General features: G+C 36.2%; 17 protein-coding genes, 1 pseudogene and 1 riboswitch. Of the genes and pseudogenes, 16 read left to right on the top strand and 2 right to left on the bottom strand.

What is annotated here, in order from left to right; all coding sequences use genetic code 11:
* Positions 1-55 precede the first annotated feature (55 nt).
* Positions 56-751 carry an ArsR/SmtB family transcription factor gene (locus tag FLK20_RS18035; protein ID WP_152657988.1) on the bottom strand — a complete coding sequence of 232 codons (696 nt, stop codon included), beginning with the start codon at positions 749-751 and terminating at the stop codon, positions 56-58.
* Positions 752-840: 89 nt separating this feature from the next.
* Here FLK20_RS18035 and FLK20_RS18030 point away from each other — a divergent pair, with 89 nt between their 5' ends.
* From FLK20_RS18030 to FLK20_RS17995, 8 genes are all read left to right on the top strand, one after another.
* Entirely contained in the window at positions 841-1,323 is a 483-nt protein-coding gene (locus tag FLK20_RS18030; RefSeq protein ID WP_152657987.1) for a DinB family protein, read from the top strand.
* Between the two features lie 357 nt (positions 1,324-1,680).
* Positions 1,681-1,881 carry a GNAT family N-acetyltransferase gene (locus FLK20_RS22310; RefSeq protein ID WP_194165675.1) on the top strand — a complete coding sequence of 67 codons (201 nt, stop codon included), beginning with the start codon at positions 1,681-1,683 and terminating at the stop codon, positions 1,879-1,881.
* Positions 1,882-2,036: 155 nt separating this feature from the next.
* Positions 2,037-2,819, top strand: coding sequence for an MBL fold metallo-hydrolase (locus tag FLK20_RS18020; protein WP_152657986.1), 783 nt, complete (start codon positions 2,037-2,039; stop codon positions 2,817-2,819).
* A gap of 22 nt (positions 2,820-2,841) precedes the next feature.
* The gene (locus FLK20_RS18015) at positions 2,842-3,162 is read left to right on the top strand and encodes a YqfO family protein (protein WP_152657985.1); all 321 of its coding nucleotides are present in this window, start codon (positions 2,842-2,844) and stop codon (positions 3,160-3,162) included.
* Positions 3,163-3,357: 195 nt separating this feature from the next.
* Positions 3,358-3,885: a GNAT family N-acetyltransferase gene (locus FLK20_RS18010; protein WP_152657984.1), complete on the top strand. Its 528-nt coding sequence runs from the start codon at positions 3,358-3,360 to the stop codon at positions 3,883-3,885.
* Positions 3,886-4,307: 422 nt separating this feature from the next.
* Entirely contained in the window at positions 4,308-4,709 is a 402-nt protein-coding gene (locus FLK20_RS18005; RefSeq protein WP_152657983.1) for a VOC family protein, read from the top strand.
* A gap of 54 nt (positions 4,710-4,763) precedes the next feature.
* A complete protein-coding gene (locus tag FLK20_RS18000; RefSeq protein ID WP_152657982.1) occupies positions 4,764-5,597 on the top strand; it encodes a GNAT family N-acetyltransferase in 834 nt (277 codons plus the stop codon).
* 96 nt (positions 5,598-5,693) lie between these two features.
* Positions 5,694-6,215 carry a ClbS/DfsB family four-helix bundle protein gene (locus FLK20_RS17995; RefSeq protein WP_152657981.1) on the top strand — a complete coding sequence of 174 codons (522 nt, stop codon included), beginning with the start codon at positions 5,694-5,696 and terminating at the stop codon, positions 6,213-6,215.
* A gap of 282 nt (positions 6,216-6,497) precedes the next feature.
* Here FLK20_RS17995 and FLK20_RS17990 read toward each other — a convergent pair whose 3' ends face one another.
* Positions 6,498-6,959 (bottom strand): GNAT family N-acetyltransferase, encoded by a 462-nt coding sequence (locus FLK20_RS17990; protein WP_152657980.1) that lies wholly within the window; start codon positions 6,957-6,959, stop codon positions 6,498-6,500.
* 437 nt (positions 6,960-7,396) lie between these two features.
* On the opposite strand from FLK20_RS17990, the gene FLK20_RS17985 reads away from it, so the two are divergent.
* The 8 genes and pseudogenes from FLK20_RS17985 (at position 7,397) to FLK20_RS17945 (ending at position 14,828) form a co-directional block, all read left to right on the top strand.
* Positions 7,397-7,672 carry a type 1 glutamine amidotransferase family protein gene (locus FLK20_RS17985; protein WP_152657979.1) on the top strand — a complete coding sequence of 92 codons (276 nt, stop codon included), beginning with the start codon at positions 7,397-7,399 and terminating at the stop codon, positions 7,670-7,672.
* A 520-nt stretch (positions 7,673-8,192) separates the two neighbouring features.
* Positions 8,193-8,507, top strand: coding sequence for a hypothetical protein (locus FLK20_RS17980; protein ID WP_152657978.1), 315 nt, complete (start codon positions 8,193-8,195; stop codon positions 8,505-8,507).
* Positions 8,508-9,010: 503 nt separating this feature from the next.
* Positions 9,011-9,391 (top strand): MerR family transcriptional regulator, encoded by a 381-nt coding sequence (locus tag FLK20_RS17975; RefSeq protein ID WP_152657977.1) that lies wholly within the window; start codon positions 9,011-9,013, stop codon positions 9,389-9,391.
* Complete coding sequence (locus FLK20_RS17970; protein WP_152657976.1) at positions 9,392-10,552, top strand: MFS transporter; 1,161 nt, start codon at positions 9,392-9,394, stop codon at positions 10,550-10,552. It abuts the gene before it with no gap.
* Between the two features lie 125 nt (positions 10,553-10,677).
* A riboswitch (SAM riboswitch) is annotated at positions 10,678-10,780 on the top strand.
* Positions 10,781-10,874: 94 nt separating this feature from the next.
* Positions 10,875-11,990, top strand: a pseudogene (locus FLK20_RS17965) (5-methyltetrahydropteroyltriglutamate--homocysteine S-methyltransferase).
* Between the two features lie 364 nt (positions 11,991-12,354).
* Entirely contained in the window at positions 12,355-12,828 is a 474-nt protein-coding gene (locus FLK20_RS17960; protein WP_152657975.1) for a GNAT family N-acetyltransferase, read from the top strand.
* 25 nt (positions 12,829-12,853) lie between these two features.
* Complete coding sequence (locus FLK20_RS17955; protein WP_152657974.1) at positions 12,854-13,834, top strand: quinone oxidoreductase family protein; 981 nt, start codon at positions 12,854-12,856, stop codon at positions 13,832-13,834.
* A gap of 124 nt (positions 13,835-13,958) precedes the next feature.
* Positions 13,959-14,828, top strand: a complete 870-nt coding sequence (locus FLK20_RS17945) for an acyl-CoA thioester hydrolase/BAAT C-terminal domain-containing protein (RefSeq protein ID WP_152657972.1) — start codon at positions 13,959-13,961, stop codon at positions 14,826-14,828.
* The last annotated feature ends 13 nt before the right edge of the window (positions 14,829-14,841 follow it).

Below are 14,841 nucleotides of genomic sequence, written 5' to 3'. Positions count from 1 at the left end.
GATACAACCATAACGTAATTCTAGATTAGTTTGACTTAATAAATAATGAAGTAAACTACCCCAGTTCCTTTGTAGTAATACCCAGAGATTCATATAACCCTTTTTCCCCCGTGTCAGTAACCCTTACAGCCCGGCCAGGCAATCTTTCAATCCAGCCTAAATCAAATAATCGAATTAAAATAGCATTTCCTAAAGCTCCTGCTAGGTGATAGCGCCTCTCACTCCAGTCCAGGCACTTTCGGGCAAAGTGTCTCCGTTTTTGCCGTAAAGCTTCCAAATCAATGTTGAAATCATGAAAAAATTGTTCACCTTCTTTTGTTACTAGAAAATTGTTTTCTTCCTCAAGTAAATACCCATTTTCAATCAAAGCATCCGTTAATAATACACCTAGTTTTCCAGCTAAATGATCATAACAGGTTCTGGCGATTTGAATATTTTTGGCACGAGAAAAATCCTTCAAAGAATTAATTTTTGGAGGAGGGGCAATAACGGTTAACATTTCTATCGCTTGTGCAACATCAGCATTAGCAATTCGAAAATAACGATGACGGCCATGCTTTTCCACGCAAAGTAAATTTCCGTCTACAAGTTTTGTCAGATGACCACTCGCTGTTTGCAAGGAGATATTTGCTCTTTTCGCCAATTCACTTGCCGGAAGACCATCCAGATCAAGCAGAGCTTCCAGCATAGCTGCTCTTGATGAATCAGCCATTAGTTTCGCAGTATATGAAAAATCGGGTTTGTTTCCCATGGTTATACCTCCTTAAAACATTCATAGTTCGATTATAGCCGAAGTTTTTACGTGCTACAATAAATTATAATATGACAGGAGGGCTAGAAATGAATACAAATGATTTAATCATTCTTAATTTTGAAGAAGTTAGACGTAGAAGTGAAAAAGTTTGGAGAGCAATACCGGAAGAAATGCTGCAATGGCGGCCCGATGAAAACGCATTAAGCTGTGCTGAAATGATTAGACATGTATTAGAAGGGGAGTTTCTTTATCATCAAATTCTAATAGACAGAGGCAGTAAGGCATTAACATTAGACAATATTTCTAATCCATTTGAGGAACGAGCGTTCACAGCAGTTGATGATGAATTGGAGTTCGCACAGCAGTACCGGAATAAATTTATGAAATATATAAAGACAATTAGTGCAAATGATTTAGAAAATATTGAAATTGATCGTTCTGATGTTGGTTATGTAAGAAAACTGGGCGATATGCTGTTGCGGATTGCGTATCATGAATCTGTACATACAGGGCAATTATTGAGTTATATGAGAACCATGGAAATAGACCGCCCTAAGATTTGGGATTAATTTTAGGTTTATTTATCGGAGTGTAGCTGACTGCCCTTGGTTCGGGTCTGCAAGATGCAGGTCACAAAGGCATTGCAACAACGCTTTTCGACGGGGAATAATTGCAGTCGAGTCTCATTCTGTGGGGGGGGGTTAAAAGAGAACCCCCATGGAATGAAGTTTTACTTTATTGGCGAGGAATATGAACTTGTATAAGAGCATATCACTTCAGAACAAAAAAACTTTTAATCTGGAAATATTCCAATTGCAATAAATTGGGGAATGGCAGATTAGCAAATGGACTATTCAAGAATTAACACATAATATATAGTTATATTATATAAAAATTATCACTGATAGATAAAAGCAATTGAGGCTTTGAATCTGTATTATAGATTTTTACCTGAAATTTGCGGCAATGGATATGCTACAGAGTTAGCCAGATATTCTGTATGTTTGGCACGTAAACACCTTTCTGAGTTGCCGGTAATATCAAGAGTTAGGCCATCCAATATCCCTTCTTTAAAAGTCGCGGAAAAAATTGGACTGTTACGCCAGCCTAATTTGGATAATGCGTAACATATCTTATTTACTCTAGGCTGGGATTGAATATGGAAGAATCTAATGAAAAATAAATATGTGAACTTGATGCTTTATTGCCGGGAGAGTATATAGAAAAGGTAAGAAATCTGGTAAATAAATTTTCTTAATTAGGGAGAAGCAGGAGGATGCTTATGTTAAACGATCCATGGTTTACCGTTCGGGAAATTGACAACAAAACATATGCCATTAGTGAGCTTGGACATTGGGAGAGAGTACATTCTTTTTTGCTTATTGGAGATACAAAAGCAGCATTAATCGATACGGGCCTAGGTATCGATAATATGAAACGAATTACAGATCAACTTACCAATCTGCCAATTAATGTTATTACGACACATGTACATGCCGATCATATTGGAAGTCATGGAGAATATGATCGGCTGTTTGTCCATGAAGCGGAAAGGGACTGGCTTGTTCATGGAATTGTAGGGCTGCCGTTAGAACAAATGAGACAAAATATAGCGAGAGATATTACGATTCCTGTGCCGGAAAGCTTTGATCCAAGTACATATAAACCCTTCCAGGGAGAACCGACGGGGCTATTAAAAGATGGAGATAGGGTGGAATTAGGAAATAGAACCTTAGTTATCTATCATACTCCTGGCCATTCCCCAGGGCATATTGCTATTTTTGATGAAGAGAAAGGTTATTTATTCACAGGCGATTTATTGTATGATGAAACACCAATCTATGCTTTTTATCCGACAACAAATCCTGTCGACTTAGTGAATTCGTTAGAGAAGATAAATAAAATACCCCATATCTCCATGATTTATGGATCGCATAACACACTTGGACTTACTCCCGAAATTCTGGATGAAGTCAAATATGCAGTGGAATATTTACGGAAGAATGGTTTCGCGCGATTTGGCACAGGTGTTCATTATTTTAAAGGGTTTAGTGTGCAATTTTAAACATTAGGATGGGGGGAATCCAATGAAAAATAAATATGTAAAATTTGAAGTCTTATTGCCGGAGGAGTACATCGAAAAGCTCAGAAATGCGCTAAATGACATTGGTGTATTAAGAGTGGGAAATTATGATCATGTCATTTCTTATTCATTGGTAAAAGGATATTGGAGACCCTTGGAGGATGCAGCGCCATTTGATGGTTCTATTGGTGAGATATCTTTTGGGACAGAATGTAAAATGGAATTTAATTGCTTGTACGAGAATATAGAAGAAGTGGAAAACATAATTAGAAGTGTTCATCCTTATGAAGAACCTGTTATTAACGTACTGTCATTATTAAAATAGGCTGTTTCATTGTTAATGGAGTATTCATAAATAAAAATTTAATATCTTTTTTCAGTTATGTAAATTAGCGTACTGAAATAGGATGAAGTCTGGCAAGGTCTTCTATTGCGGCTGCGGAAAATATCGGATTTAGAAATGTATTTAATTATATAAGGAAGCTTTATGATTAACTTAAAAGATGGGAGTTGAATATAATTGATTCGCTTAGAACACTTTGGCAGACAAGACTTTGAACAACTTATCAGCTGGATTGATTCCCCTGAATTTTTGATGCAATGGGCAGGACCGCATTTTAGTTATCCCTTGGATGTTAAACAATTAAATCAATATATAAAAGGTGCAAATGAAGAAAATTCAAAGGTACATATTTACAAGGTGATTTTAGATGAAACCAATGAAACCATCGGACATATTTCTCTAAACAATATTGATCTAAAGAATCGTTCTGCAAGAATAGGAAAGGTTTTATTAGGTGACACCGATATACGTGGTAAAGGCATAGGGCAGCAAATGGTTATCGAATTACTTAATATTGCTTTTGATCATCTTTCTTTACATAGAGTCGGGTTAGGTGTATTTGCTTTTAATGAATCAGCTATAAAAAGTTATGAAAAAGTCGGTTTTGTAAAGGAAGGTCTGCTTAGAGATGTAAGGAAAGTAGGAGATGAATATTGGAGCTTATGGGAAATGAGCATGTTAGAGAGTGAATGGAGGAAGACCTGATTAAATTGAGGAGGGGTTACTGTAATACCAAATTTACAAAAAGTGCAGATAAAAGTATATTAGGAAGGATAATTAGTAATGGCAGATCAGGTTATTATTAATGCCATTAAGGAATTAAAAAAATAAAAATGGAACATATTCAAAAATTGGCAAAGGTGCTTGGCATAATGTATATAGAATAGTAAGACAATTTGAAGAGGATATAGCATTAAGAGTTAAAAAGAAAATCGGATATGGGCATTTACAAGAATATAAAGAAACTGTTAAAAAACGTTACTCTCGTGAATAAATATTATCTTTTTCTAGTTATACATATTGGTTTAAAGCATAAAATAAAAGTTTGATCTTTCTATAATATTCAAAGTTATTTCATCTCAAATTTATTGACCAAAAGAAAAAAATATTACGAAGCAGGTGACCACATGAAATTTAATGATTTTTCAGCAATGCAAGTAAGAATAGCTAGACCAACAGATAAATTTGATGAAATTATCAGCTTTTACGAATCTGGAATCGGTTTAACAAAAATAGAAGAATTTGAAGGGAATAGAGGATTTAAAGGGGTTATATTTGGTTTGCCTCATATAGACTATCACTTAGAATTTACATCTCATCGGGAGGGGAGTCCATGCCCTGCACCTACAAAAGATAATCTTCTGGTTTTTTATATAGAAAATAAAAATGAAATAATGCATGTAGTAAATAGATTGGAAAAAATGGGATATAAAGAGGTGGAGCCGGAGAATGAATATTGGAAAGAGAAAGGGATTACGATAGAAGATCCAGATGGCTGGAGAGTGGTTTTTATGAATCGTTCCTATTAAAGCAATAAAGTAATTTGATAAATTTAATTGGGGGAGACAGGGAGGGAATAAATAATGATAACAGAATTAAAAAGTTCAAAATTCTGCAAATGTAAAGAGTTATTACATGAACAGAGCCAATTAGAAGCAAAAGCAGTTGTAGAAGGAGTAAATCCCGGCCGTATTTTTGTAGATGATGTAGAGTCTCCTGCTTCGGGGCTTATCTGGCTAGGTAATAATGATGGTTTTTTCTTTATTGGAAATGAAAGTAACGGGGCGTTTAATAATGAATTAAATCATTTTATTGATACGGTAATTGTACCAGAAGCAAGAAAGATCGGGCTGACCTGGTTTGAGGGAATTGGCGACCATATCAAGTGGGAAGAGACGATTAAAAGACTGTTTGAAGATCGTCATTTAGGAAGCTGGGATCAGAGGGTTTACACTTTACAAAAAGGCGATTATAAAGGCAACAGCTTCGAGCCTGCAATGGAAGAAGGATATAATATAGTCAAAATTTCTGAAAGACTTTTTGAAAATAGTGATCAATCAGTTGAAAATATTGAATTTTTACATTCAAGGATATTAGAGTCCTGGTCTTCCCTCAACAGCTTTTTAGAAAAAGGCATTGGCTATTGTGTGATGTTTAAAAATAGAATTGTAAGTATCTGTTTTTCAAATTTTGCAGTTGATAATATTCACGCTACTGCGATTGAAACATTAGAAGAACATCAAGGTAAAAAGTTGGCACAAAAAGCGGCCTTAACTTATGTGGAGGAGTGTTTGGAGAATAATCTTATTCCATATTGGGATTGTATGGATTCTAACAAGCCTTCGATAGCTGTTGCAGAGAATATCGGATTTAAAAATATATTTAATTATACAGGCTATGAATTTAAGATTGTGTGATTTTAAATTCAATAGTTATTAGAATATTTTTTCTGAAAATTAGTATAATCGTTTAAATACCTATGTTAAAGTATAGTAAAATAGGAGGGGATTATTATAGCTGAGAAAAGTGGGAAAGAAATTCTATTAACGGAAAGTGAAAAGAATCTTAAAGCATTATTAGAAATGATTGAATCCATCCCAGCCAGAAAAAGAACAATTACCGTTGAAACCGAAGAGAGAGATAAAAATTTCTGTGATGTATTGATGCATCTCTATGAGTGGCATGCAATGCTTGAGAGATGGTACAGAGAAGGAATGGATGGAGATACTCCTTTTATGCCGGCTCCGGGTTATATGTGGAGAACAATCAGGCTGCTGAATAGGCAGATTTGGGAAAATTACCAGGATGTAACGATAAATCAAGCGATAAAAAAATTGAAGCTAAGCCACGAAAGAGTAATGAAGCTTATACAATCACATACTAATGAAGAAATCATGACAAAAAAATACTATAAGTGGACAAAGACAAGTAATTTATACAGCTATTTTGCTGCGAATACTTATAAACATTACATATGGGCAATCAAGAAATGTGAGGCTATTGCTAATTCTATTAAAGAAGAGACTGTGGAGTAATGTAAATGGGTAAATGCAGAAAGGATTCATTGTACATAAGGAGAAAAATGTATGAGGGGGATTTAGTTTAAAAAGTATCTTAAAGAAAAAGATGAATTGGTTACATTGATGATATGCAATAATTGGAAGTTTCATGCTGATGAATTTGCTAAGCCAGGAAGCTAGGGGCTTTAGATTCGTTGAGGATTTTATTTTCGGAAAGGAAAAAAGAATTTTAATATCGCGTAGGTTGTAAAAATATCACTCAGGCTAACAAACACTCCCGCCGGCCTGAGTGGTATTCTATAATATTAACTCCATCTCCGAATGCTTATCAGTAAATCCCATTTGCTTATAAAGAGGATGACCCTCTTCAGAAGCATGCAGCCATATTCGCTGAACATTTGCGCTTTTACAATGCGAAATGCATTCTTCCAATAAGGAACGGGCTATACCCATGCCTCTAAAATCTGGTCTGGTGTACATGTTCATTATATACGCTTCTGATCCAGTTAAATTTTCACCGTGGGGCGGTCTTTCAAAAAATACTAATCCACTTATGGCGGCAACTTCTCCATGAATCTCTGCTAACCAGGCAGTAAACAGACCATTAGCTAGCTTTCCCTTAAAATAAAGCTGGTTTGCATGAAATACTTTTAATTTATTTTCTTCAGTTACATCTCCGGCTGCTGTCAGAAGTTCCATTCTTAATACAGTAATTACATCTGCATCACTTTGTACGGCTTTTCTAATCTTCCAGTTCATTTTATTTCCCCTTCGTATATTTTTTAATGGCAGCTATTTAATATGTTTATTTTATCATGGAGTATAACTTTTCTAAGTAATTTTTATAAAGGCAATTTGATAAAAAATGAAAACAATAATGACTGAAAATATGCAGACGATTGGTATTAGCCCGTGTGCTCCACCGAAATTTCAGGTGCTGGTTTTCCTATCGCTTCACAGGTAGCCTATTCTGCTATCAGATTTTTTGATATGGAAAACCTCTGCTTTATACGGAGTAAGCTTTTTGTTGAAAATAACTTTCGACAAGAACGTTTGTTTGGTATTATTAATGTATGATTAAAAGTTCTTTCTTGGGAATCAAAATGAAAAAAGCAAACTACAATGTATTTAGGAAAAAGTTAACATTGCCTGGATGTTATGTTCACCGCAACTCAAAGTATTCATAAGTTTTGATAATGGAATATTTTGAAAAATATTCAGGTTTTTTGTTATATATATATAGAAATAAAGGATACTTAGATCATATAATACATACTGGGAATTCAACTGCTCATTTAATAGAAGCTGCTCCTGATTATAAGGGTAAAGAACATTTTATCGAAAAACAAGCTGTTTCAACAGAAGGTTTTATTACTGCCAATGGTACGGCTGCAGTTGAGTTTTCCAGAGAAATTCTAAAATACCTTGATATTGCCACAAAATCAATTGGAAGAATGGTATCAAATATTTAAAAAGGGTTTTTATACAACTTGATGTTCATTCTGAAAGTTTTTAATTTTTAGAATCTGGTTTTGATCTCACCGTGGCAAGAATGTTCATTATAAATTATGTATTAAAAGTCATTTATTCCTTTTATGGTATACGGCTGTTTAATATAAAGTGAAACTCATTCAGTGGGGGTTTTCTTTCCATCTNAATCTGGTTTTGATCTCACCGTGGCAAGAATGTTCATTATAAATTATGTATTAAAAGTCATTTATTCCTTTTATGGTATACGGCTGTTTAATATAAAGTGAAACTCATTCAGTGGGGGTTTTCTTTCCATCTCCCACTGAATGTTTAGTTGAACGAATCGGGCCGTTACTGGCTGTAAGACTCCCACTTAGAAATAATATGTTTCCTTCATTTCTTGAAGTGGGAGTCTTACAGCCAGTTACACTGCGATAAATTTTCCGGGAGAGGAGATGAAAAAGAACAGTGTATGATGTATAATAAAAATATCGTATTTATGCGGTGAAGGAGCGATTTCGCATGAGTGAAGAAATAAAAGTGACAAATGAAGCTTTAATGCTGGCAATAAAGGAATTAATACAGAAGGTAGACAAACTGGATTTAAGAGTCACTTCACTGGAAGAAAAGGTAGATAAAGTGGATTCAAGAGTCACTTCACTGGAAGAAAAGGTAGATAAAGTGGATTCAAGAGTTACTTCACTGGAAGAAAAAGTAGATTCAAGATTTATTTCATTAGACGAGAAGGTAGACAAAGTAGATTCTAAATTAGATGTTCTATCAACAGAATTATTATCTACCAGGGCAGATGTGAATATTTTAAAGAAAGCCAAATAAATTTGTTATTTAATAGAGTTAAAAAATAAATCATAGATCATTTCAAACCATTGGTGTATCTAATTAATAGATAGTGCTGTGGTTTTTTTATTGCAGAGGGTTCTTCAAAATGGGTTTGTTTTACACTCCGGTTACCGTTTTTTTTATCCATAGAACCAGTTGGCTATCAGCTGGATTAACAGCATCTTTTTTCATTAATTTAAGGAGAGCGTTATTAATGGGAACATTTTCTGTACGACTTGTTTACGGCTGAAGAAATTTCGCTAAAAGAGATACAATTTAATATTAGATAGTAAAGAGGAAAATTAAGTTTTGATATCTCCAAAGTTATTCATTCTTCTCTTCAGCAGCGAGTAAGGCTTTTTATACAAATACCCCAAGATAAAACCATTTCTTGGGGTATTTGTGTGAAACATAATCTTTTAGAAGCTAAATGTATTGACCCTGACATCATGTCATGCTTTATCATGAGGTTACAACAAAAAATAAAAGAGGGATAAACGATGAAAATTGGTCAATTATCAAAGGAAACAGGAGTAAGCATTCGTTCATTACGTTATTACGAGCAGAAGAGTCTAATCCGTCCAATTCGATTAGAAAATGGTTATCGAGAATACCGGGAATCGGATATTGAAAAAGTAAAAGCTGTTCAATTATTTATGAAGCTTGGGATGAATACAGAGGAGATTTATCATGTTATCTCATGTGATAATTTTCAGCTTACTAAAAATAATGGATGTGCTCATGATGCAGTAGAGCTTTATGCAGAGAGGCTGGCAAATATTCGAGAACAGATTCAACACTTTCAAGCAATTGAACAGCATTTAGAAAAGCTTCTACTGTTTTGGGAAATGGAAAAGGAAAAAGAAGAAAGCGGGGATTAAATGTACTATCGGCTTCTTATACTTGTACTAGGAACATTTATTATAGGGACAGATGATTTTGTTATTGCTGGTTTGCTGCCTGCTATTTCAAACGATATGGATGTTAGCATTGCTGCTGCAGGGCAGTTAGTTACTGTATTTGCTATTGCTTATGCGATAGGATCTCCTCTTTTTGGGACGTTAACGATGAATTTGCCTTTAAAAGCGCTTTTGATTCTATCGATGTTGCTATTTGCCGTTGCAAATGCGCTTTCTGCAGTTGTTACTTCTTTTGAGATGCTCTTTCTTACAAGAATCGTTGCTGCGCTGGCCGCGGCAGTGTTTACTCCTTTAGCGATGACGGCTTCTGCCAGTTTAGCGTCTGACAAAATGAGAGGAAAGGCATTGTCCTTTATATTAGCGGGGATAACCATTGGGTTAGTGTTAGGAGCGCCGATCGGGACATGGATTGGTAATGCGCTCACCTGGCGTTATTCTTTTATTTTTGTATCCTTGGTTTCGTTCATTACCGTCATAGGAGTGCTTGTATTCCTGCCCAAAATGGAGAGAGAAGCGGAACTGACGATCAGAGAAAGATTAAAAGGCTTTAATAAAATTATCCTATTAACGTTATGTGTAAATATTATTGGGACTACTGGCGGCTTCATGACATATACGTACATAGCACCTATTATTACAGGTATTACAAATGTAGAAAATATCAGTGTCTTTCTGGTACTGTTTGGAATAGGCGCGCTGTTGGGAAACTTAGTCGGAGGTTATTTTACAGATAAAATTGGTGCGGCAAAAACATTAAAGCTATCCCTTGGAGGCTTCGCTATTTTATTAGCAGCGTTCTCATTTTTGTCACTGCTAAATCCATCTACATTTGCCATTGTGATGGTATCAATTGTCGCAATATTATGGGGGATTCCTGGCTTTGGCATGAATCCGGCTCTTAATTCCTTTCTCATATCCTTGAATCCGAAACAGGCTCAAATGGTGTTATCCTTCAGTGCTTCGGCGCTTTATATGGGGATTGGACTGGGTGCATTTATTGGAGGAGGAGTTATAAGTGTAAGTTCAGTAAATTATGTAGGTTTGGGCAGTGGAGTATTGGTTCTCATTGCATTGATGCTGTTTATTTTTGTTTATAGGGCTGCTAATAAGATTTTTTTCTGATAAAAAAGCTGACGCAATCTTGATTTTAAATTAATGACAGCAGCTCCCTATATGTTGGAATTCTCCTTGACGAATCCATCTCTTCCATGTAAAGTAATCTGTAATTGTTCATATAATTCCATATATTCTTATCAAGAAAGGTGGAGGGACTGGCCCGTTGAAGCCTTAGCAGCAGACGTTCAATCGTACTGTGCTAATTCCAGAAGCATTTTTGCTTGAAGATAAGAAGAGATTTTACCATAACGGACCTCTTCTATTTTCAGAAGGGGTTTTTTAATCGGATTTAGAATGAATCTAGCAGGCAAAGAGGAAGGGGTATTCGATGACAATATCAGCAGAAAAGAAACATACAAGTGCTCCATTCAGAGCCGATCATGTAGGGAGCTTTCTCCGGCCCAAGCGTTTAAAGGAAGCTCGTGCGCAAAAGGCAAAAGGAGAAATCAGTCCTGAACAATTGCGTCAAATTGAAGATGAGGAAATTATAAAACTGGTAGAGAAGCAGAAGGAAGCAGGCCTTCAATCAGTGACAGATGGCGAGTTCCGCCGTGCCTGGTGGCATTTTGATTTTCTGGAAGGTTTAGATGGCGTGGAAGGTTATACTGCTGAACAAGGTTTACAGTTTACGGGGGTAGAAACCAAAAAATGAGGTATCAAAGTAACAGGTCAAATTGGCTTCGGTAATCATTATATGATTGAACATTATAAATTTCTTCATGGTATTGCTGGAGATGCTGTTGCCAAATTTGCGATTCCAAGCCCGAACATGCTCTTTTTCCGGGCAGATTTTGAAGAAGGGATTTATGAAAATGATGAAGCCATTATCGATGACTTGGTCACTGCTTATCAAGGAGTGATTCAAGCGTTATATGATGAAGGCTGTCGCTACCTGCAGCTGGATGACACTTCGTGGGCAACCTTTTTCTCAGAGAAGGGCAGAAATTCTTTGATCGAAAAAGGAAAAGATCCCGAGAAAACAGCTGAACTATGCGCTAGAGCAATCAATGAATCGATTGCAAATAGACCAGATGATATGCTGGTAACGATGCATATTTGCCGGGGGAATTTCCAATCTACCTATATGTCTAGCGGTGGTTACGAAGCGGTATCAGAAACTATTTTTGGCAGTTTGCAGGTTGATGGTCTTTTCCTGGAGTTTGATGATGATCGCTCGGGTGGATTTGAACCATTGCGTCATGTGAACCGCGATGATTTATATATCGTGCTGGGTCTTATCACGTCTAAATTCAGCGAGCTGGAAGACCCGGAAGCTGTTAAAGCTAGGATTAAAGCAGCTGCGGACTATGTGCCATTGAACCAGCTTTGCCTGAGTCCTCAGTGCGGGTTTGCTTCCACAGAGGAAGGAAATTTATTGAGTGAAGCACAGCAATGGGAAAAAGTTCGGCATGTTGTTCGAATTGCTGAAGATGTGTGGAAATAAGGGCTATGAGAAAAAAGGGGATTTGGAGAGGTGAGCTCTCCAAATCCCCTTTTTAAAATAAAGTATTATCAATCATTTAAAGAATTATGTTTTTGCATGTAAATACCTTTGAGTTAATAAACCAGTATTGAAAATGGAAGCTAAATAACTGCCCTTCTGTTGTCACTCTGTTTTAAATCGGGGTGACATAATGGCGTGAAAAAATAAATGCAAATTCTTAAAAATTCAAACGAAGAAAGAAATCTGTATAATTTTTTGATATATTAGTTTTAACAATAAGAATATTCAACTGTTTTATCATGGGAAATAGAAGAATCTATACAAATGGATGGTACATAGTGCCATTAATGAGGGAGAATTTAGAATGGAGATTCGCAGTTTACAAAGCTCCGATTATGATGTTCTGATTATGCAGATAAATGACTGGTGGGGCGGGCGTGATATGGCAGGGATGCTGCCTAAATTGTTTTTTAATCATTTTAAAAATACAGGCTTTATTGCAGAAGAAGAAGGAGAAATTGTAGGTTTTTTAATCGGGTTTTTATCTCAGGACCAGTTAGATGAAGCTTATATTCATTTTGTTGGCGTACATCCGGATTATAGGAAGAAAAGTATTGGGCAGATACTTTATGAGAACTTTTTCAACAAAGTTAAAAAAGTTGATCGAAAAGTCGTTCGCTGCATCACTTCACCAGTTAATAAAACATCAATTGCATTTCATCAGAAATTGGGATTTATCATTGAACAAGGGGATGAAACAATAGACGGTGTATCTGTCAAAGCAAATTATGATGGATTTGGTAATGATCGAGTTCTGTTTAAGAAAGAGCTGACATAAGTCATTTTAAAAGGGAGGCAACATGATGAAAGCGGTTGTGATAAATGAATTTGGCAGTTCAGAAGTACTGCAATTAAAAGAAATACCAAAACCGGAGCCTAAGCCGGATGAAATTCTAATTAAAGTTATTTATACAAGTGTAAATTATGCGGATGTTAAGAATAGAACTGGCAATAAAGCGAAGGCCGAATTCCCGATGATTTTAGGTTTAGATGCAGCTGGAATTGTAGAGAAGGTCGGTGCATCTGTAGAAAAAGTCCAGCCTGGTGACCGTGTTATTTGCTTTCCAAAGCGTGGAGCATATGCTGAATATGTCGTAGCCTCTGATTTACTTACTTTTAAAATTCCGGATCAATTAGATTTTAAAATAGCGGCGGCATGCCCGACTGTCGGCTTTTTATCCTATAAATTGACGCATGATTTAGCGCAAATAAATCAGACAGATACTGTTTTAGTACATTCCGCAGCTGGTGGTGTCGGTTCAACAATCATTCAAATGGCAAAGTTACTGGGAGCAAAACGAATTATTGGTACGGTAAGCAGTCTTGAAAAAAGTAGTTTGCCGCTTGAATTAGGAGCAGATGACGTTTATACCTATGCGGATTTTGATGAAAAAATCAAAGAATCAACAGACGATAAAGGAGTCGACATTATTTTTGATTCGCAAGCTGGCGAGATAACAAAAAGAAGTATGGATATTTTATCTCATTTTGGCAAGCTGATTCATTTTGGCAATTCATCTGGTGGCATTGGCAGTTTTAATACAAAAGAAGTGCATGCCAGCTGCAGGTCTGTTCTGGGATTCAGTTTAGGTACAACCCGAAAAGAAAGGCCTGAGACATTAGAGCCTGTAGCCAGACAATTATTTGAATTAATCACAAACGGAAAATTAGAAATTCAGATAGGTGCTGAATTTCCCCTTGAGAAGATAGCGGAAGCACATGATTTAATTAGCAGCAGGAAGAGTACAGGGAAAATTTTGATTCGGGTATCTAGATCTTGTTAAATAAAGAAAGAAAAAGGTGATCCTATGTCTCCAGAATTACAAGTTACTCCGATTGATTCCTATATTGATGAAGAAATAAATATAAACATAACGGGATGTCCGCAAAATAAGAAGGTTTCCATCCATGCCACAACATTTGATGAGGAACAAAAGAAATTTTCTTCTTCGCGGTTCAGATGGCGGGATGCAGGAGCATGCAGCGGCCTTGCTGGCTTCGAAAGGATATACAGCATTGGCGTTGTCTTATTTTAATGTGGAAGGGCTGCCGAAAAACCTTGAAAATATCCCGTTAGAATATTTTCAAGAAGCATCAACGTGGCTGAAAAGCCACCCATATGTCAATGGAGAGATAAATTTAATTGGCTATTCACGGGGCGGGGAACTTGCTCTTGTTTTAGCAGCAGCCTTTAAGGACTATCAGTCTATTATCGCTGGTGCTCCCAGTGCTTATATAACAGCAGGAATGAAAAATGGCATTTTTGCTCCTGTACCATCCTGGACACTTCATCAGCAAACTTTACCATATATAAAATTTAAATATCGCTTTGCAACGATGTTCTCTATCCTTAAAAATATGATATTAAAAAAACCGGTCTCTTATTTATCGATATGGGATAATACCTTGGAAAATCAAGAAGAAATTGCTGAAGCAAGTATTCCTGTTGAGAACATAAAAGCTCCAGTAATGTTTATTGCAGGAGGAGATGACCAATTATGGCCTTCTTGCCGATATGTCGAAATGATGGAGGGGAAGCTGGAAAATACAAAGAGATCGAAACAGCATCGCTATTTATATTATAAAAATGCAGGTCATTTTTTAGCTTTCCCTTATAGCTTTGTTAACCTGCCTGCTAATGTTGTCATGAATGTAGGGGGAGGAATGACGATGACCTTTGGCGGTTCAAAGGTAGCAAATGCGAAAGCGGCAAAGGATTCCTGGGAGCAAATACTAGTATTTCTTGATAAGAATAGAGAGAGTTCCAGACAAAGTTAAAATACGAACTTAC

It is taken from the genome of Oceanobacillus sp. CFH 90083, assembly GCF_009389585.1.
GTDB lineage: Bacteria > Bacillota > Bacilli > Bacillales > Amphibacillaceae > Oceanobacillus.
The sequence above is the reverse complement of the archived record's forward strand: the minus strand, read 5'-3'. Positions and strand labels throughout refer to the sequence as shown.